The organism is Streptomyces sp. DG2A-72 (assembly GCF_030499575.1).
GTDB lineage: Bacteria > Actinomycetota > Actinomycetes > Streptomycetales > Streptomycetaceae > Streptomyces.
The window spans coordinates 6,960,775-6,979,529 of record NZ_JASTLC010000001.1 but is presented as its reverse complement, the minus strand read 5'-3'; the positions used below and the strand labels follow the sequence as shown (position 1 = coordinate 6,979,529).

Annotated in this window: 16 protein-coding genes and 2 pseudogenes; 12 read left to right on the top strand and 6 right to left on the bottom strand. The window is 70.6% G+C overall.

Features of this window, described 5'->3' with window-relative positions:
- The first annotated feature begins 5 nt into the window (after window positions 1–5).
- The 5 genes from QQY66_RS33230 (at window position 6) to QQY66_RS33210 (ending at window position 5,866) form a co-directional block, all read left to right on the top strand.
- Window positions 6–734 (top strand): ABC transporter ATP-binding protein, encoded by a 729-nt coding sequence (locus QQY66_RS33230; RefSeq protein WP_301983996.1) that lies wholly within the window; start codon window positions 6–8, stop codon window positions 732–734.
- On the top strand, window positions 731–1,417 hold the full coding sequence (locus QQY66_RS33225) for an ABC transporter ATP-binding protein (protein WP_301983994.1): 687 nt from the start codon (window positions 731–733) through the stop codon (window positions 1,415–1,417). Before QQY66_RS33230 ends, QQY66_RS33225 begins: the two co-directional genes overlap by 4 nt.
- A complete protein-coding gene (locus QQY66_RS33220) occupies window positions 1,414–4,137 on the top strand; it encodes an ABC transporter permease (protein ID WP_301983993.1) in 2,724 nt (907 codons plus the stop codon). The genes QQY66_RS33225 and QQY66_RS33220 overlap by 4 nt, the downstream gene beginning before the upstream one ends.
- Before the next feature lie 38 nt (window positions 4,138–4,175).
- Complete coding sequence (locus QQY66_RS33215) at window positions 4,176–4,940, top strand: response regulator transcription factor (RefSeq protein ID WP_301983992.1); 765 nt, start codon at window positions 4,176–4,178, stop codon at window positions 4,938–4,940.
- Window positions 4,941–5,011: 71 nt separating this feature from the next.
- Complete coding sequence (locus QQY66_RS33210; protein ID WP_301983991.1) at window positions 5,012–5,866, top strand: hypothetical protein; 855 nt, start codon at window positions 5,012–5,014, stop codon at window positions 5,864–5,866.
- Window positions 5,867–6,519: 653 nt separating this feature from the next.
- Here QQY66_RS33210 and QQY66_RS33205 read toward each other — a convergent pair.
- Complete coding sequence (locus QQY66_RS33205; protein WP_301983990.1) at window positions 6,520–7,449, bottom strand: M48 family metalloprotease; 930 nt, start codon at window positions 7,447–7,449, stop codon at window positions 6,520–6,522.
- Window positions 7,446–7,817 (bottom strand): BlaI/MecI/CopY family transcriptional regulator, encoded by a 372-nt coding sequence (locus tag QQY66_RS33200; protein ID WP_301983988.1) that lies wholly within the window; start codon window positions 7,815–7,817, stop codon window positions 7,446–7,448. The genes QQY66_RS33205 and QQY66_RS33200 overlap by 4 nt, the downstream gene beginning before the upstream one ends.
- Before the next feature lie 116 nt (window positions 7,818–7,933).
- On the opposite strand from QQY66_RS33200, the gene QQY66_RS33195 reads away from it, so the two are divergent.
- Genes QQY66_RS33195 through QQY66_RS33175 form a run of 5 tightly spaced genes read left to right on the top strand, consistent with a single transcriptional unit; the run spans window position 7,934 to window position 11,936 of the window.
- Window positions 7,934–8,602, top strand: coding sequence for a DedA family protein (locus QQY66_RS33195; RefSeq protein ID WP_301983987.1), 669 nt, complete (start codon window positions 7,934–7,936; stop codon window positions 8,600–8,602).
- Complete coding sequence (locus QQY66_RS33190; protein WP_301983986.1) at window positions 8,599–9,204, top strand: phosphatase PAP2 family protein; 606 nt, start codon at window positions 8,599–8,601, stop codon at window positions 9,202–9,204. The genes QQY66_RS33195 and QQY66_RS33190 overlap by 4 nt, the downstream gene beginning before the upstream one ends.
- Entirely contained in the window at window positions 9,201–9,932 is a 732-nt protein-coding gene (locus QQY66_RS33185; protein ID WP_301983985.1) for a phosphatase PAP2 family protein, read from the top strand. The genes QQY66_RS33190 and QQY66_RS33185 overlap by 4 nt, the downstream gene beginning before the upstream one ends.
- Complete coding sequence (locus QQY66_RS33180; RefSeq protein ID WP_301983984.1) at window positions 9,886–10,548, top strand: response regulator transcription factor; 663 nt, start codon at window positions 9,886–9,888, stop codon at window positions 10,546–10,548. The genes QQY66_RS33185 and QQY66_RS33180 overlap by 47 nt, the downstream gene beginning before the upstream one ends.
- A gap of 29 nt (window positions 10,549–10,577) precedes the next feature.
- Entirely contained in the window at window positions 10,578–11,936 is a 1,359-nt protein-coding gene (locus QQY66_RS33175; RefSeq protein ID WP_301983983.1) for a sensor histidine kinase KdpD, read from the top strand.
- Window positions 11,937–11,978: 42 nt separating this feature from the next.
- Here the strand turns inward: QQY66_RS33175 and QQY66_RS33170 are convergent, their stop codons facing one another.
- Window positions 11,979–12,770 carry a hypothetical protein gene (locus QQY66_RS33170; protein ID WP_301983982.1) on the bottom strand — a complete coding sequence of 264 codons (792 nt, stop codon included), beginning with the start codon at window positions 12,768–12,770 and terminating at the stop codon, window positions 11,979–11,981.
- A 562-nt stretch (window positions 12,771–13,332) separates the two neighbouring features.
- Here QQY66_RS33170 and QQY66_RS33165 point away from each other — a divergent pair.
- On the top strand, window positions 13,333–15,720 hold the full coding sequence (locus QQY66_RS33165) for a transglycosylase domain-containing protein (RefSeq protein ID WP_301983981.1): 2,388 nt from the start codon (window positions 13,333–13,335) through the stop codon (window positions 15,718–15,720).
- Window positions 15,721–15,930: 210 nt separating this feature from the next.
- Here the strand turns inward: QQY66_RS33165 and QQY66_RS33160 are convergent.
- Window positions 15,931–16,059 (bottom strand): annotated as a pseudogene (locus QQY66_RS33160) (IS21 family transposase); the annotation flags it as partial.
- A gap of 425 nt (window positions 16,060–16,484) precedes the next feature.
- Here QQY66_RS33160 and QQY66_RS33150 point away from each other — a divergent pair.
- Window positions 16,485–16,862, top strand: coding sequence for a RidA family protein (locus tag QQY66_RS33150; protein WP_301983980.1), 378 nt, complete (start codon window positions 16,485–16,487; stop codon window positions 16,860–16,862).
- A gap of 447 nt (window positions 16,863–17,309) precedes the next feature.
- Here QQY66_RS33150 and QQY66_RS33145 read toward each other — a convergent pair.
- Together QQY66_RS33145 and QQY66_RS33140 are read right to left on the bottom strand one after the other, a co-directional pair.
- Window positions 17,310–18,054: pseudogene (locus QQY66_RS33145) on the bottom strand (transposase).
- Between the two features lie 420 nt (window positions 18,055–18,474).
- The gene (locus tag QQY66_RS33140; RefSeq protein WP_301983979.1) at window positions 18,475–18,741 is read right to left on the bottom strand and encodes a transposase family protein; all 267 of its coding nucleotides are present in this window, start codon (window positions 18,739–18,741) and stop codon (window positions 18,475–18,477) included.
- Window positions 18,742–18,755 lie beyond the last annotated feature (14 nt).

Sequence of the window (18,755 nt, the reverse complement as noted above, 5' to 3'; positions counted from 1 at the left end):
CCGCCATGGACAGCACGGTGGCGGGCGGCGTCCGCGCCCGTACGCGCGCCCCGCGGACCGACGACCTCGATGTCGTCCTCGACGCGCACGAGCTGTACCGGTTCTACCGGACCGGTGAGGAGGAGACGCTCGCCCTGCGCGGCGTCTCGCTGCGGGTGCGGCGCGGGGAGACCGTCGCCGTCACCGGCCCCTCCGGCTCCGGGAAGTCCACGCTGCTCGCCTGCCTGGCCGGGCTCGACGAGCCGTCTGGCGGTGCCGTACACGTCGGCGGAGTACGGATCAGCCATCGTCCGGAAGCCGAACGGGCCCGGCTGCGGGCCCGCCGCATCGGCATCCTGCTCCAGTCCGGCAACCTTCTCCCCCACCTCAACGTCCGCGACAACATCCGGCTGGTCCGGGCCGCGGCGGCCGGCGACGGCCGCCGCGAAGACCTCGCTGTCCTGCTCGACCAGGTCGGACTCGCCCACCGCGCCCACGCCCTGCCACAGGAGCTGTCCGGCGGCGAACTCGCCCGCGCGGGCCTGGCCGTCGCGCTCGCCAACGACCCCGAGGTGCTGCTGGCGGACGAGCCGACCGGCGAACTCGACGGCGCCACCGAGCAGCGCGTGCTGGAGCTGCTGCGCAAGCGGGCCGAGGCCGGGCGCGGGGTGCTGGTCGTGACGCACAGCGTGGAGGCCGTCCGGATCGCCGACCGGGTGATCGCCCTGCGCGACGGAAGGATCGAGGCGCCATGAACGAGTCCCTGCAACAAGGCGCGGACAGGGCCGTGCTCGTCGAGTGCCACGATGCTGCAAGGACCTTCGGCCGAGGTGAGACCGCGGTGGTGGCGGTGCACGGCGCCACCTTCCGGGTGCGGACCGGAGACCGGATCGCGCTCACCGGTCCCTCGGGGTCGGGCAAGTCGACCCTGCTGCATCTGCTGGCCGGGCTCGAAGTGCCCACCAGTGGCGAGGTGTCCTGGCCCGCTCTGGCCGGGCCGCGCGAGATCGGCCTGGTCTTCCAGGGGCCGAGCCTGATCCCGGCCCTGAACGTCGTGGAGAACACCGCGCTGCCGCTCGTGCTCGCAGGCGTTCGGGAGGAGCGCGTCCGCCTCACCGCGCTCGCCGCGCTGGCCATGGTCGGCGCGGCGGACCTGGCCGACCGGCTGCCGGAGGAACTCTCCGGCGGGCAGAGCCAGCGCGTGGCCGTCGCCCGGGTCGTGGCGCTCGCCCCCCGGCTGATCCTGGCCGACGAACCCACCGGGCAGCTCGACCGGGCCACGGGACAGCGTGTCCTGGACGTCCTGATGACGGCGGCCGACGAGACCGGTGCGGCCCTCGTCGTCACCACCCACGACCCGTCCGTCGCCGAACGCCTGCCCGTCCGCCTGGCCATGCACGACGGACGCCTGCTCGACCCGGCCGAGGAGAGGTCATGACCGTCCACCAGTCCCGTCCCGTCACCGCACGGCTCGCCACGGCCACCGCGTGGTCCGGCACGCTCGCCCTCTGGACCCGTGGACTCGTCCGCCGCCGTACGGGCCGGCTGCTCGCCACCGTCGCCGGCATCGCGCTGGCCGTCTCCCTGGTGGCCGCGCTCGGCTCCTTCCTCACCGCCTCGAAGTCGACGATGACGCAGCGGGCGGTGCGCTCGGTGGCCGTGGACTGGCAGGTGGAGGTACAGCCGGGCGCCGACGCGCAGTCGGTCCTGCACACGGTGCGGACCACGCCCGGCGTGCGGGTCGCCGTCCCGGTCGGCTTCGCCCGCAGCACCGGCTTCAGGGCCAGCTCCGGCGGCAGTACGCAGACCACCGGCCCGGGCGTGGTGCTGGGACTGCCCAGCGGCTACCAGGAGCTGTTCCCGCACACGATCCGTCACCTGACCGGCGGCTCCTCCGGGGTGCTGCTGGCCCAGCAGACCGCCGCCAACCTCCATGTGGCACCCGGCGACACGGTCACCATCGCGCTGCCGGGAGCTCCGGCGAGTTGCGTCCGGGTGGCGGGGGTGATCGACCTGCCGCAGGCCGACTCACTGTTCCAGAAGGTCGGCGCCCCGCCGCAGTCGCAGCCCACGGCCCCGCCGGACAACGTGATCCTGCTGCCCGCCGGACTCTTCACGACGCTGACCACACCGGTCGCATCGGCCGACCCGGCCGCCGTCACCACACAGATCCACGTGGCCCGCGACGCCCGGCTGCCCGCCGACCCCGCCGCCGCGTTCACCGCCGTCACCCGCGCGGCGCACCACCTGGAGGCGGCCACTTCTGGCGGCGCGCTCGTCGGCGACAACCTCGGCGCCTCACTCGACGCCGCCCGGCAGGACGCCCTGTACGCACAGATCCTCTTCCTGTTCCTGGGAGTCCCCGGCGCGGTGCTCGCCGCCGCGCTGACCGCCGCCGTGGCCGGAGCGGGTGCCGAGCGGCGGCGGCGCGAACAGGCCGTGCTGCGCACCCGCGGGCTGCGGGGCCGGCAGATCGCGGCCCTGGCCGCGGTCGAAGCGGGCCTCACCGGGCTCACGGGCGGACTGCTCGGCATCGGCCTCGCCGCGCTCGTGGGCCAACTGGCCTTCGGCACGGCCTCGTTCGGGGCGAGCGCGACCTCGGCCACCCTGTGGTCCGCCGCCGCCCTCGCGCTCGGCCTCGCCGTCGCGGCGCTGGCGGTCCTCGCGCCCGCGCTGCGGGACCTGCGGGCCGTCACCGTCGCCCGGGCACGCCGGCACACGGACCGCCGAAACCGCTCGCCGTGGTGGATGCGCTGCGGCCTGGACTTCCTGCTCCTGGCCGCCTCGCTGCTCGTCTTCCGCGCCTCCAGCGGCAACCAGTACGCGCTCGTCCTCGCCCCCGAAGGCGTACCCAGCATCTCCGTGTCCTACTGGGCCTTCCTCGGCCCCGGCCTGCTGTGGGCCGGCAGCGCGCTGCTGCTGTGGCGCCTGGCCACGCTCGCCCTCGCGCACGGACGGCGCGGACTGGCCCTGCTGTCCCGGCCGCTCACCGGCCCCCTGTCCGGCATGACCGCGGCCACCATGACCCGCCGCCGACGCCCCCTGGCCCGGTCCGTCGTACTGCTCGCACTCGCCCTGTCCTTCGCGCTGTCCACGGCCACCTTCAACGCCACCTACAAGCAGCAGGCCGAGGTCGACGCCCGCCTCACCAACGGCGCCGACGTGACGGTCACCGAACCGCCCGGCACACGGACCGGCCCCCATGCCGCCAACTCCCTTGCCGTGCCCGGGGTACGGCACGTCGAACCACTCCAGCACCGGTTCGCCTACGTCGGCTCGGACCTGCAGGACCTGTACGGCGTACGGCCCGCGACCATCGCCTCCGCCACCTCCCTCCAGGACGCCTATTTCGCCGGCGGCACCGCCAAGCAGCTCATGGCCACCCTCGCCCACAGGCCCGACGCCCTGCTGGTCAGCGCCGAAACCGTGAGCGACTTCCAGCTCTCCCCCGGCGACACCGTACGGCTGCGAGTGCAGGACAGCCGCACCAAGGCGCTGCGCACCGTGCCCTTCCATTACGCGGGCGTGGTCAAGGAGTTCCCCACCGCCCCCAAGGACAGCTTCTTCGTCGCCAACGCCTCCTACATCGCCAAGACCACCGGCAGCGACGCCGTCGGCGCCTTCCTGGTGGACACCGGCGGCACCTACCAGAAAGACGTGGCCGCCCGTCTTCGCCACCGCGTGGGCACCTCGGCGACCGTCACCGACCTCACCCAGGCCCGCTCCACGGTCGGCTCCAGCCTCACCTCCGTGGACCTGTCCGGACTCACCCGCATCGAACTCGCCTACGCCATCGTGCTGGCCGCCGGAGCCGGCGGCATCGTCCTCGGACTCGGGCTCGCCGAGCGGCGCCGCACCTTCGCCATCGCCACCGTCCTGGGCGCCACCCGCAGGCAGCTGCGCGGCCTGGTGTTCAGCGAGGCGGCCGTGCTCACAGCCGCCGGCCTGGCCGGCGGCGCCCTCAGCGGCTGGGCACTGTCCGACATGCTGGTCAAGGTGCTCACCGGCGTCTTCGACCCGCCACCGGCGACGGTCGCCGTGCCCTGGGCGTATGTGACGGCCACCGTGCTGGTGGCACTGACAGCGGTGGCGGCCGCCGCCCTCAACGGCGTACGCCGCTCGCACCGTCCCGCCGTGGAGGAGCTGCGCGAGCTGTGACGCCGCTTGTCCCGGACGGGCCGCCTACGCTTCCGCCCATGCGCACTCCCGCTCCCCCGCCACACCGCGCGGACCGCCACCGCACTCCCGAGCGTGACCGCGACCGTGTCCGCGTGCTCGTCATCGAGGACGACGACACCATCGGGCGCCACCTGGAGACCGGACTGACCAGCGGCGGCTACGCCCCGACCTGGTCCAGAACAGGGACCGGCGCGCTGGCCGAGGCCGAGCGGACGGCGTACGACGTCGTCCTGCTCGACCTCGGCCTGCCCGACGCCGACGGCCTCGACCTCGCCCGCCGGCTGCGCGCCCGCTTCCCCGAGCTGCTGATCGTCGTCCTCACCGCGCGCAGCGAGGAGATCGACGTGATCGCCGGTCTCGACGCGGGCGCCGACGACTACCTGGTCAAACCCTTCAGCCTCACCGTCCTGCTGGCCCGCCTGCGCGCCCATCTGCGCCGCCGCCCGACCGCCTCGCCCCAGGAGGAACCCCTCCGCCTCGGCGACCTGACCGTCGACACCGCCGCCCGCCGCTGCCTGCTGCGCGACCGTGAACTGACCCTGCGCCCCAAGGAGTTCGAACTCCTCGCGGCGCTCGCCCGGCAGGCGGACAGCGCGGTGAGCCGCGAGACCCTGATGGCCCAGGTGTGGGACGAGAACTGGTTCGGGCCCACCAAGACACTGGACGTCACCATGGCCTCCCTGCGCCGCCGCCTCGCCGAGGCCGAAGCCGCCGCGACGGCGCCCGTACGCGTCCCCCGGATCATCACCCTGCGCGGCCACGGATACCGCCTGGAGACGTGAGCGGCACCACCTCCTGAGCACCGCAACGGCAGTCAGGATGTGTTCAGGTTCCCGGTGACACGGTCAGCTGCATGACATCCGAGACACCCGAGACTTCCGAACTCCCTGTGGTCCATGGCCCCGCCGCTGCCGCACCCGGCCACCGCCGCCGTTCCCGCCCTGGCTGGAACAAGGTTCCCGAGATCACCGTGTACTTCTGGGTGATCAAGGTGCTGTGCACGACGGTGGGTGAGACTGCGGCCGACCTGCTCAACGAGAAGGCCGGCCTGGGCCTGACCGGTGTGTCGCTGCTGATGAGCGTGCTGCTGGCCGGGGTGCTGGTCGTGCAGTTCCGCACCAGTGCCTACCGCGCGGGCGTGTACTGGCTCGCCGTCGCCCTGATCAGCGTCGTCGGCACTCTGATCAGCGACAACCTGACCGACAACATGGGCGTGCCGCTGGAGACCAGCACCACGGTGTTCGCGATCATCCTGGCGGTCGTGTTCGCCGCCTGGTACCGCAGCGAGCACACCCTGTCCATCCACAGCGTCGACACCACCCGCCGGGAGTCCTTCTACTGGCTCGCGGTCCTGTTCACCTTCGCCCTCGGCACCGCGGCCGGCGACCTGGTCTCCGAGCGCATGAACCTCGGCTACTGGCTCGCCGCCGTCCTGTTCGCACTGGCCATCGGCGCGATCGCCGTCGCACACTTCGCACTCGGCCTCGATGTGGTGTGGACCTTCTGGATCGCCTACATCCTCACCCGCCCGCTGGGCGCCTCGATCGGCGACTACCTCTCCCAGCCCACCGGCGACGGCGGCCTGGGCCTGGGTACCGTCGTCACCAGCGCGCTGTTCCTCACGGTCATCCTCGGCCTGGTGGTGTACCTGGCGGTCACCCGCAGGGACGTCATTGAGCCGGAGCCGCAGCACTCGCCGGCAGCGTGACCGCACGCCCTCCGGCGGGCAGCACCGTAGCCCGCAGGCAGGCCGACCAGGAACCGTGCGCCGGGCGTGCGTGTCCAAGAGCTGTCCGACAAACGCGAAACGGCACTCCCGTCCGTCGTCGGTGACTTCGATGCGTACCCCATTGGCCGCCGGGCGAGCACGGACGGTGACGTTCGGCCGGGCCTACCGCAGGGCACCGACGACCAGCGGGTTGACGATGCGTTCGAGGAGGGCTCTTGGGATTCCGCCTCCGGTGCCCGTCCGCGCCGTCGACGGCGGCAATGACGGTCAAGAGGTCAGCGGCGTCCAGTCGTTCGGCTGACCAGCGCCCGCGGCGACGACGCCTCTGCCGCCGGCGGCACGGCCGAGATTCTCGTGTCGCAGACGGTGCGCATGTGCTCGACGGCGTCAGGGATGACCGCGTGAGCCACCCGGGTCTTTGCAGCCGAGCACGGGCCGCCGCACCACCAGTCCAGCTCGGCGACGATCCGACTGTTGCCGCGGGTGGCACCGCGCCACGGATCCCCAGGAGCGCGTCCACCGCCAGCCAGGTCGGGGCAAAGGTACAGGCGAGATCACCGTGCCCAGGGCGAGCGGCTCCAAGGGGGAGTCGGGTGCCGAACGGACGCAGTCAGCTGCGAGTCCCGAACCGGTCAGTGGCTCTCCTCTCCCTGGGCAACTTCGACCTGGTGATGGAAGGCGAGCGCGCCGGTTGCCCCGGCGCAGACCGACAGGAGCGCACAGGCAGCGAGGAGAAGAGCAGTACAGCGCGTGGCGCGCGAGCGCCGCTCGGAAGGCGTGAGGAGGGCGGCGACGCGTTGGGGAACGGGACCGGTCGTCGCCGCGGGTGCGAAGTCGGGGCGGGTGGAGCGGGAGGCTTGGCCGGCGAGGGCGGCGCGGGCGATGGCTGTGGCGATCAGGCGCCGGTCGCCGAGAGTGACGGCTGCGGCCTCGTCGGCCGCCCGCTCGGCGGCGAGCCGGATGGTGGCCCGGACGGTGCGCAGTGCGGGGTGGCAGTGGGCGGCGAGTTCGGCGGCGGCCAGGAAGTAGTGGTGACCGGCCTGGTTGTGAGCTCGTTCGTGGGCGAAGAGGGCTTCGCGTTCAGCGGGGCCGAGGCTGCGCAGCATCGCGCTGGTGACGACGATGCGGTGGGGCCGTCCCGGCAGGGCGTACGCGTCCGGGTGGGGCGAGTCGACGACACACAGGTCTCCGGCGGCGGGGCGGCGGTCGGCCTGCGTGCGAGCGGTGCGAAACAGGCGGGCCTGGCGGAGGGCCGAGCGTGCGAGGGTCCAGGCGCTGAGGGTGAGCACTCCGATGGCCGCCGTGGCCGCGGGGACGACGAGGAAGTCAGACGGCGTGCGCAGGGGGTGGACGAGTTCGCCGAGTGCGGCGAAGGCGGGGAGTTTGAGCAGTCCGATCAGGACCAGGGCGCCGAGAGCGGCCATGCAGGCGCCTGCCAGGGCCAGAGCACTGGTCGTGAGGACCCACAGTGCGGTGACAGGAGCCAGGCAACCGAGAGTGCGGCGGGCCAGCGCCGGGGCGAGGAAGGGGAGGATCAGCGGTACCAGTAGCAGAGCGGTCATCGCTCCTCACCCTCCAGCAGCTGGCGCAGGAGCTGCTCATCGTCGGGGCTGAGCTGGGCGACGAAGCGCGCCAGCACCGTCTCCCGGTCGGTGTCCCGGTCGAGTTCGGTGTGCATGCGCCGGGCGGTCAGGCCGGGAGCGTCCTGCACGGGGAAGTAGGCGTAGCCACGCCCCTGCCGCTCACGGCCGACGACACCCTTCTCGTGCAGACGGGTCAGGATCGTCGTCACCGTCGTCCGGGCCAGTTCCGAGCCGAGTTCGGTCTGCACCCGGCCCGCGGTGAGCGGGACCCCGGCGGCCCACAGGGCGGCCATGACGGCAGCTTCGAGCTCGCCCGCCGGCCGTCTCTCGTCCTTCGCGTCGGTCATGGAACGATCCTCACCCCACCATCGTCTACAGTCCAGTAGACCGTCTACAACATTGTAGTCGCTTGTCGGGTGCCGGTCCGCTGCATCCGATCGTCCGGATGAAGGGGTTCTCGACGATGACCACACCCATGCACCTATCGTCGCAGCTCGCTGTCAACGTGCTGGACGCCCAGTCACTGCTGTCCGCTTTCGGCGTGCTCGGCGTGGGCGTGGTGCTGTTCGCCGAGACGGGCCTGCTGATCGGTTTCTTCCTCCCGGGCGACTCGCTGCTGTTCACGGCCGGCCTGCTGTGCACCGGCACCGCCGACCGCGGCCTGAAACTGTCCCTCGCCCCGCTGCTGGTGGTCGCTGCGGTGGGGGCGCTGGCGGGCTCGCAGTGCGGATATCTCCTCGGCCGGAAGGCGGGCGGCGCGCTGCTCGCCCGCAGCGGATCGGCCCGGTTGCACGAGGGAGCCAGACGCGCGGAGGAAATGCTGGAGCGCTACGGGTATGGGAAGGCGATCGTGCTGGCCCGCTTCGTCCCGGTCGTACGCACGGTGCTGAACCCGATGGCGGGTGCGCTGGGCGTGCCGGTGCGGACGTTCACCGTCTGGCAGGTGACGGGCGGACTGGTGTGGAGCCTGGGGCTCACGCTGGCGGGATACGCGCTGGGCTCCTCCGTACCGAACGTGGACCGCTATCTGCTGCCGATGGTCGCGGTGATCGTGGCCCTGTCGCTGATTCCGCTCGCCTGTGAGGTGTACCGCTCGCGCCGGGACGCGAAGGCGAAGGAGGCACGCGGATGATCCTCGCCTTCGACGGCTCGTCGATCGACGGCGCCGCCTACACCGACGTGGTGAATCTCGCCCGGCACTCCCCCGCGTGGCTGGACGACACGGTGTCGGCCTGGGCGACGTACGGGCTTGGGCTGTTCGCCGTGCTCATGCTCATCGGCTGGTGGCGTGCCCGGCAACTGGGCGCCACAGCCTCGGTGACCGCGCTCGCCGTGCCGTTCGTCGTGGTCGTGGCCTACGGGGTGAACACGGGACTGAAGCTGCTGGTGCGCGAGGACCGGCCCTGCCAGAGCCTGCACGTGACCACGCTGGAGGCGTGTCCGGCGCCCGGCGACTGGTCTTTCCCCAGCAACCATGCGGCCATCGCCGCCGCGGCTGCCGTCGCCCTGCTGTTCGTCTCCCGCCGGCTCGGCGCGGTCGCCGTGGTGGCCGCCTGCGCGATGGCGGCCTCGCGGGTCTGGGTCGGCGCGCACTACCCCCACGACGTGGTGGTGGGGATCGCGGTGGGCGCCCTCGTCGCGCTGCTCGCGATGGCCGCGCTGCGGCGGTCTCCGCAGGCCCTCGCCCAACGCATCATGGCCACCCGGTTGCGTCCGCTGCTGGTGGCCACATGAAGCGCGGCGATCTGGCCGAGTTGGCCGGCAGCACAGGACTCGGCGCCTGGACGGGGTTCGGCGTACTGACCATGGTCGTCATCGGCCGCGACGGCGTGCCTCAGTTCGCGGACAGCGACCTTCTCTCCTGGTCCGTCGGCCACCGACCGGACGTGGCGGTGGCGTTCGCCCGCGGGCTGACCGCCACGGGGACGGGGGTTGTCCCGTATCTGCTGGCCGTGCTGGCCGCAATCATCGCGGGGCATACGCTGCGGCAGCGGATGATGGCCTTCGCGCTCTGTCTGGTCTGCCTCGGCACGGGTCAGGCATTGCGGTATGGGGTGATGACGCTCGTCGCCCGGCCCCGGCCGCCGCACGCGGACTGGGCAGCACACGCCTCCGGGTGGGCGTTCCCATCCGGTCACGCCACCACCGCGGCCCTCACCGCCGGACTGCTCGTCATCGCCGTCCGCGTGCGCGGCCCGCGCGGCAAGACCCCCCTCGCCCTGGTCATCGGCGGTTGGGGCGCCCTGGTCGGACTGACCCGCGTCTACCTCGGAGTGCACTGGTTCACCGATGTCGTCGCCGGCTGGCTGTTCGCCCTCGGCTGGCTGGGCGTGTGCCTGTGCGCCGTGGCCTGGTGGCTGCCCGAGCGGTTGATACCCGGTACGACGGACACGGCACCAGAACCTAGGGAGGACCATGCGCCACAAGATCCTTGTCGTCGAGGACGATCACGCCCTGCGTGACGTGCTGGTGCGCGGACTGCGCGACGAGGACTTCGACACGGTGCCCGCGCCCGACGGTGCCACCGCCTTGCGCCTGGCCGCCGACGACATCGCCGCCGCCGTACTCGACGTCGGGCTGCCCGACGCCGACGGACGGGACGTCTGCCAGGCCATGCGCGCCAACGGATTCCTCTCCCCCGTCATTTTCCTGACGGCCCATCACCGACTTACCGACCGCCTGTCCGGGTTCTCCGCGGGGGGCGACGACTATCTGCCCAAGCCGTTCCACCTCACCGAACTCGCCGCCCGCCTACGGGCAGCGGTCAAACGGACCGCACCACGACCCGCGACCACAGCGGGGGAGGTGGTACTTGACGCCGTCCGGCACGAGGTCAGTGTCCGTGGCACCCAGATCGCACTGACACCGACCGAGTTCCGTCTCCTCGCCGCGCTCATGGCGGCGTCCGGCGGCATCGTGCGCCGCCGCGAGCTGGTCCGGGCGGGCTGGCCCGAGGGCGCCCAGGTCAGCGACAACACCCTCGACCAGTACCTGACCCGACTACGCCGCAAGCTGCGCGACGCGGGCAGCGACCGCACGATCGGCACGGTCCGCGGGATCGGCCACCACCTGTCATGAGAGGTCTCCGTCACCGGCCACGACCTGTCATGACCGCTCTCCTGTACCGGCTGACGCCCCGCACCCTGCGTGGCCGACTGTCCTTGGTGGCGCTCACCACGGCCACGCTGCTGATGGTCATCCTCACCGTCGCCTTCAACGCCGTGGCCCAGCAACGCCTCCAGCACCAGGCGGACGACCAGCTGCACAGCCGTGCCGCCGCCGTCGCGACGACCGTCGACACGAGCGGCACGGCCGTACGCGTCCTGGAGACCCCCCACGACAACCTCCTCGACGCGAACGTATGGATCTACGCCGGCCGACGTCTGCTGGAAGAACCGCCGGCAGCCGGCCCCGTGACCCGCATCGCCGACGGACTCGCCCGGCGCGGTGGGCGGCATTGCGTCACCGCCACCGCCCCCGGCCACCCCCTACGGCTGTGCTCCCAACCCGTGCCCGGCGTATCCGGAAACACCAGCGAAGCCACAGTGGTCACCGCGCTGGACCTCTCCCCCTACCGGAGCTCGGCCGACACCCTGCTCCTGGGATCGCTCGCCCTGGACGCCGTCATGCTCGCCTGCACCTACGCCCTGACCCGGCTGGCGGTGGGCCGCGCCCTGCGCCCCGTGCGCACGATGACCGACCAGGCCACCCAGTGGAGCGCCATCGCCTCCGAAGAACGCTTCGGCACCATGCGGCGCCCGGCCGAACTCGCCCGCCTCGGTACGTCGCTGGACGCGCTGCTGGACCGCATCCGCACGGTCCTGCGCCACGAGCGGCGGCTCACCGGGGAACTGTCGCACGAACTCCGTACGCCCCTGAGCCGGATCATCGCCGAACTCGACTGGTGGCACACCCGCCCCCGCACGGCCGACCAGACCCGGGCCACCCACAAGGTCATCGCGGAAGCCGCCGAGTCCATGCGCAGCATCTGTGACACCCTCCTGGACGACGCCCGCAATGGCGCACTCACCGCTCCGGGCACCGCCGAGGTCCTGCCCACGTTGCACCACCTCACCGAAGTCCTGGACCTGCCGAGCCACTTGACGGTCACCACCGACGGCCCAGGTCTGGTGACCGGGGTCCCACCCGCCCTCCTCGAACGCATCGTCAGCCCGCTCCTCACCAACGCCTGCCGCTACGCCAACTCGAGCGTCACCGTCCGCGCGTATCGCGCAGCCGACGGCGTACGCGTCGACGTCACCGACGACGGCCCCGGCGTACCGCCCCGGTTCGCCGGACAGCTCTTCGAGCCCGGTCAACGGGCGGACCCGGGCGACGGACACAGCGGAGCCGGCCTGGGACTTCCCCTGGCACGGCGCCTGGCCCGCTCCGCCGGCGGCGAGGTGACGTACGACCCAGGGCACGCACCGGGCGCACGCTTCGTGGTCAGCCTCCCTGCCGGGTGACGGCGGCCGCCCGGTTCGAAAGCCGACCCGGTCCGTACGGCATCACGGCATGAGGTCGTGCTGGATGTCCTTGCGCGAGACGGCCAGATAACCGACGAAACCGAGGATCGCCACCGTCCAGGACAACGTGACCGGCCCCAGACCCAAGTTCAGTCCACCTCGGCCGTGACTGACGGCCATCCAGTCGGCCACGGAGGCACCGAGCGGACGGGTGATGACGTACGCCGCCCAGAACGCGGCCACCGCGTTCAAGCTCCCCCAGCGGTGGGCGACAGCCGGAACGGCGATCGCCGCGGCGTACAGGGCCGCGGAGCCCAGGTAGCCGAGGCCGATCGTGGCGGTGAGATCGCCCGCGGCGGTGCCCAGCGCGAACGTGGCGAGCACGGCGGCCCAGTAGAAGGTCTCGCGGCGCCGGGTGTGGATGCTGTGGATGGACAGGGTGCGCTCGCTGCGGTACCAGAGGGCGAAGACGGCGGCCAGCGCGGCCATGAAGAACGGGGTCGAGAGCGTATAAGGCACGCCGAGGCCGACGTGCAGCACGTCGGCGGCCATCGTGCCGAACACGCTGACCATGACGATCGCCGTCCAGTAGATCCAGGCCACGTACCGGCGGGCGGCGAACTGCACCGCCAGAGCAGCCACCAGGGCGATGCCCCCGAGACCGACAGCGGGAATCGGGCCGAGCACATGCGCCAGAAGATCGGAGGCCGTCTCGCCCATGCCGGTCGTCAGCACCTTGATGATCCAGAAGTAGACGGTCACCTCCGGCACCTTGCTCGCCGCGTGTCGTACGTGGCCCGGGGGCCGGTTGTGAGTGAGGTGATCTGTCGTCATGGCAGGCACGATGGCATGGTGCCCGGCCGTTGCCCCAGACCCCTTTGCCGGAGTTTTGGCGCTTCTGGTGCTTGAGTTGCCCAAGGCTCGTCCGAACCTGAACACAACCTGAATACGGTGGCCGATGCACTGGTAAGCGGTGTGCGGCGAGTGGTACCGGTGGTCTCCAGCGGGCCGTTCACTTGCGACCGCCATGTGGGACTGACGGTCGAACACTCCCGGAGGGCGGAGCCGTCTCCCGCACGGACGGCGGCGCGGCCTGTCGGCTGAGCCGTTCGGCCGACTACGGCAGGCAACGGAACCGAGCCATTACGCCTCTTATGGCAAGGAACGCGTGCAACTGTCGCGTCGGGCCTTGGGGCCGTACCCCGGGCTTCCGCCGCAACCACCACAGAGGCGGGGGCGACAACAGTGCCGGAGAACCGACTCCGGCATGCGCATCTCACTGAAGGCAGCAAGGATGAGCGATTACCGTAGCCGACCTCCTTCGCGGGAGCCCTGGGGTCATTCCGAGCCCTCTCCAGGGCAGGAGGAGAGGGAGCCTGCGAGCGAGCAGCCCCGGATGACCCGAGCGGAGATGCGCCGGGCCGCCCAGAGGGCGAACCGGCGCTCGTCGCGCGGGAAGTCGGCAGGGCGCGGCCCGGGTGTGCATCCGGCCGCCTCCTCCCGGCGCGGGGCGCCCGGAAAGCGGCGGCTGATCGACTTTCCGCGGGCGGGCAGACGCGGTGTGCGGCGCTGGCTGCCGTCCTGGAAGCAGGTGTTGACCGTCTTCGTGCTGCTGTTCGGCGGCACGGCCGCCGCGATCGGCTTCGCCTACGCGTCAGTGTCGATCCCGAGCGTCAACCCGAGCGCCCAGCTGCAGAACAACGTGTACTACTGGTCGGACGGTTCGCAGATGGCCAGCGTGGGCCAGGTGAACCGGCAGAACGTGAGCCTGTCGCACATTCCGTCCGATGTGCAGTGGGACTTCCTCGCGGCGGAGAACGCGTCCTTCTACACCGACCCGGGCGTCGACCCGCAGGGCATTCTCCGGGCGCTTTACCACATGGCTGAGGGCAGCCAGGTGCAGTCCGGATCGACCATCACCCAGCAGTTCGTGAAGAACACCTACCTCAGCCAGGACCAGACCCTGTCACGCAAGTTCAAGGAGATCATGATCTCCTTGAAGATCGGCAACAGTCTCAGCAAGCAGCAGATCCTGCAGGGCTATCTGAACAGCAACTACTACGGCCGCGGCGCTTACGGCATCGAGGCCGCGGCCCAGGCGTACTACCACCTCCCCGTGGAGAAGCTGAACGTCAGCCAGGGAGCGTTCCTGGCCGCCACGGTGAACGAGCCGAGCGTGATGATGAACGCCGACGACCCGCATGCCCGCGCCCAGGCCACCGCCCGCTGGAAGTACGTACTGGCGCGGATGGTCACGATCGGCAAGTTGAGCGCCACGCAGGAACAGACCTATCTGCGCAAGGGCTTCCCGGTGCCGAAACCTATGACCGCCTCCGGCTCGACGAGCGGCCAGCTCGGCTACCTGATCCAGACCGCCCAGCAGTACGTCGAGCAGCACTCGTCCATCACCGAACAGCAGCTCAATCAGGGCGGCTATCAGATCTACACCACGTTCGACAAGAACAAGGTCGCCGAACTGAGCTCCTCCGTGGCCAAAATGCGCAAGCAGCACCTGGACCCCAAGAACCGGCCGGCGGACCGCGACGTACAGGTCGGGGCCTCCTCCGTCGACCCGGCCACCGGGGCGATCGTCGCCCTGTACGGCGGTGACGGCTGGAACAAGGGCCACTACACCGACAACGCCGACAGCTCGGGCGTGCCAGTCGGTTCCACCTTCAAGCCCTTCGACCTCGCCGCCGCCCTGGACCACGGCGCGGTCCTCTCCCCCGGGCAGCCGGCGTCGCCGATCACGCCGGAGACCATGTTCGACGGCGACGACGGCATCGAGATCAAGAACCAGCAGGGACAGTACCTCCCGGACGGCAGCGACCCCACCGGGCTGCTCCACCAGCAGAACGACGTCCCCACCAAGTGGGGTTACATCACCCTGCGCAAGGCCATGGAGCAGTCGGTCAACACCCCGTACGTCCAGCTGGGCGAGTACGTGGGGTACGACAACGTCGAGAACGAGGCACTGGCGGCCGGCCTGCTGCGCAGCAGCCTCCAGTACGACACCGCCGGCTTCTACATCGGCACCTCCACCCCGTCGGCCATCCGCATGGCCGACGCCTACGGCACCTTCGCCGACAGCGGAGTTCACCACGAGCCCTACTCGGTCACCAAGGTGCTCGACGGTGGCCGACAGCTACCGGGGTTCACCCCGCCCGCCGGCACGCAGGCCATGCCCGCCTCGACCGCCGACACCATCACGAACGTGCTGCAGGACGTAGTCCAGCACGGCACCGGAACCAACGCCCTGGCCCTCGGACGCCCCGCCGCCGGCAAGACCGGCACAACGGACGACTACAAGTCCGCCTGGTTCATCGGCTACACACCGCAGCTGTCCACGGCGGTCACCATGTTCAAGGAGGGCTCCGGCAACTCGGGCCTGAAGTCCATGTCGGGGGTCGGCGGCTACAGCAAGGTCTTCGGAGCGGACATGCCCACCCAGGTGTGGCTCGGCTACATGTCCGCCGCGCTCCAGGGCCAGCCAGCGAAGCCCTTCCCGCCTGCACCTTCCCTCGGCAAGGGTGCCGACGAGAACGGTGCGCCGTCCCCCACCCCCTCGGCATCTCCTACCGAGGGTCCCTCAAGCACTCCTTCACCAGACACACCCGCACCGTCCCCATCCATCACGCCGTGCAGCGACATCCCTGGCGGGTGCGCCTCCCCCACCGCCGCCACACCTTCCCCCTCGGCGACCAGCCCCGGCCCGACAGTCGGCCTCTTCGGCCCAGGAGGCGGCAAACAAGGCAGCGGTGGCGCCCCATCACCACGCCCATAACCCTGGGGGATCGACTGAAGCGGCTTACCGCAGCCTGCCGATGCCACGCCGGCCGTGTGGAAGAGAAGTCCGTCCTCGGTCACGTCCGCTTCGCGCAGCGCAACATGGCCCGGGTTCGCCGGTTAGCCAAACCGGCGAACATGCGGATCATTGATAGTCCACCGCCACCACCTGCCCGCACGTGGAAAGGCCGCATCCCGCACCAGCATTGCGCTCGGCGATCACCGTCGCAGGCATCGTCGGGGTCTCCCTCAGCAGTTCCCGGATCTGCACCTCGACCGCGTCGACGGCCGAGCCCTTGGCCGGCCCCCGGTACTGCGGCGGCCGGTCGCTGGCCAGGGAGGTACACCATCGACGCCATGCTCGGCGCGCCACCGCCCTCGCCGCCCCGGACCCGTCACGAACCTCACCTCTGCCCCGGAGGACCTCACCGCGCTGCGCGGCGGACGCGCCACCGTCATCAAGATCTGAGAGGGCGGTTCGAGAGGTAATGGTTGGTCTGATGCCATCTGAACGTGTGAGTCTGGGTCGTCTCGGCCGGCCAGCGTGCTCGAGGGCGCTGGGCTTGCCGCGTAAGCGATCGCAAGCCGGCGGGCGTAGGGTCCCGACGACGGCGATCGTCGTTACCACGCTGGATGGCGAATGGCTCGTCGAGATCGAGGTGGCGGCGGCTGGCTGACGGGGTGCCAGCACCGGCTGGTGTTCCCACTGCTGATCGGGTTGGTCTACGGAGGGTCATGACGATGGGGCGGAACGAGGGGCGGATGCGGCAGATCGTGTCTTCCGGTGGTCCGTTTGAGGGCGTGTACGGGTATAGCCGCGCGGTGAGGGTCGCTGGGCAGGTGCATGTCTCCGGCACCACTGCCCAGCCGCCACACCTGGACGGGGCGGACGCCTATGAGCAAGCGAAGGCCGCATTCGCGATCATCGAGACCGCGTTGCGCGAGGCTGGTTCGAGCATGGACGCGGTGGTCAGGACAGTAACCTACGTTACCGATATCACGGACGCGGAACTGGTGGCCAAAGCCCATCACGAGGCGTTCGCACAGGTACGCCCGGCAGCCACTCTCGTGGAAGTGTCACGACTGCTCGACCCGCGGATGAAGGTCGAGATCGAAGTCTACGCAGTCGAGCAAAGCTGATTCGAGGTGTCGTTGGGGTAGGGCTGTTGGTCGCGGGCCTTGGCCGACTACTGCTGCGTGACGAAGCTGCCGGTGTCGATCTCGGTGAGGACGCCGAGCTTGACCAGACGTTTTAGCTTGGCACGGGTGCCTTCGACGTTCTTCGGCAGCAGTTCATGATCGAGAGCTTCGCAGACATCCCGGGCCCGCAGCGGATCACTGGCCTCGTTGAAGACAGCGAGGATGCGGGGTTAGTCCGGGTGGTCGGGCAGTTCGGGCGAGGCGGCCTGGGCGGGAAGCCGGTCGACGAGGACAGTGACGGTCTTCCGGGTGATCGCCAGGTGCTCGAGGTGGTCTCGGCCTCGCGCAGTCGCCCCTGCAGTTCGGTGATCTGGGTGCGGAGATCGTCGGCCAGGGACCGGGCAGCGTCCTCCTGGAGGCCGAGCGCGTCGAGCAGGGGCTCGATGTTCACGCTGCCACCGCCTGCGCATCGCGCCAGGTGGGGGTGTTCGCACTGGTGAGACGGCGGGCCATGGCATGGGTCATTGCCCAGTAGACGCGGGAGGCGGAGGAGGACGGGTGGTGCCCGTAGTCGCGGACCAGACGCCGGTGCAATATCAAGATCCCGTAGCTCTGCTCGACCCTCCACCGCTTTGGCTGCGGAACGAACCCCGCCTCCTGCGGGTTGCGTTCGACAATCTCGACGTCGATGCCCAGGCCGGCTCCATGCGCGACGACTTGGTTCTTGAAGCCCGGATCGACCAGGGGCGTGGCTGTTCGCGGCCTGCACGGTGACGGCGATGACGAGCCCGAGCACGTCCACGGCCAGTCCCCGCTTGCGGCCCGGCACCCGCTTCGCCGGATCCCGGCCCATCGTGGTGGCGGGGACCCCGGCGGCCACGTGGACACTCTGGGTGTCCAGCACGACCAGGGTCGGGTCCTCTGATCGCCGGGCCCGCTCCCGGACCTGGCAGCGCAGGAACTCGTGGATGACCTGGTCGGTTCCGTCGTCCCGCCAGGCGGCGAAGTAGTAGTAGGTCGCGCTCTTCGGCGGGAGATCGTGCGGCAGATAGGCCCACTGGTAGCCGGTCCGGCCCTGGTGGAGGATCGCGTTGACGATCTCCCGCATCTCGTAGGCGCCCTGGTGGCCGCTGACCGAGCGGTGCCGGTCCTTCCACGCGGTGATCACCGGCTCGATCAGCGAGCACACCATCAGGCGACGACAGAACCACTCAAAAAATCACGAACCGACCTCTCAGACACCCTCCAGCCCCCCATACTTCGGGACGGCTCGTCCGTTCATCCAGCGGGCCGGTTCGGCTTGTTGGGCAGGGTGGCTGCGGCGTGCTCATCCGGCGCCACCGAGACGCCAGAAGGGCCAAGTGGAGCCATTCCAGGCCGCCTTCACGCGAGGTGATCTTCACAGTTCGGGGCCGCTTCGAGACGCCTCGATGGTCCCAAATTACGGGCCTGGCGCAAGTTCCATGAGCCGACTACGCCTAGTTGTTGATCTTCGGTTGAGGGTGTCGGAAGTCGCCTTTCATCCTGACTTCGCGGTTCACGGGGCTGGTGTGCGCCTGCGGTGATGTACTCGCGCCGGTCAGGGGTGTGATTTTCTTCGGGAGATCGTCTGTCACCGGTGGATTTCGGTGTTCGCGAGGACGAGCAGGGCCCGCAGGAGGGTGGTGGCGTGGCGTGCGTTCATGCGGATCTTGGTCGGGAACCGCCAGGACTTCAGGTTCGCGAAGCCGTGCTCGACCGCAGCGCGTTCGCGGTTGAGCAGGCGGTTCGCTTCCTTCTCCGGGTCGGTGAGGCGGTGGTTGCGGGTGGCCTTGCGGCCGGTGATGACCACCGGGTCATCGTGATCGTCGTCCAGGCCGACGAAGCCGAGGTCGGCCAAGGCTCCGAGGCATG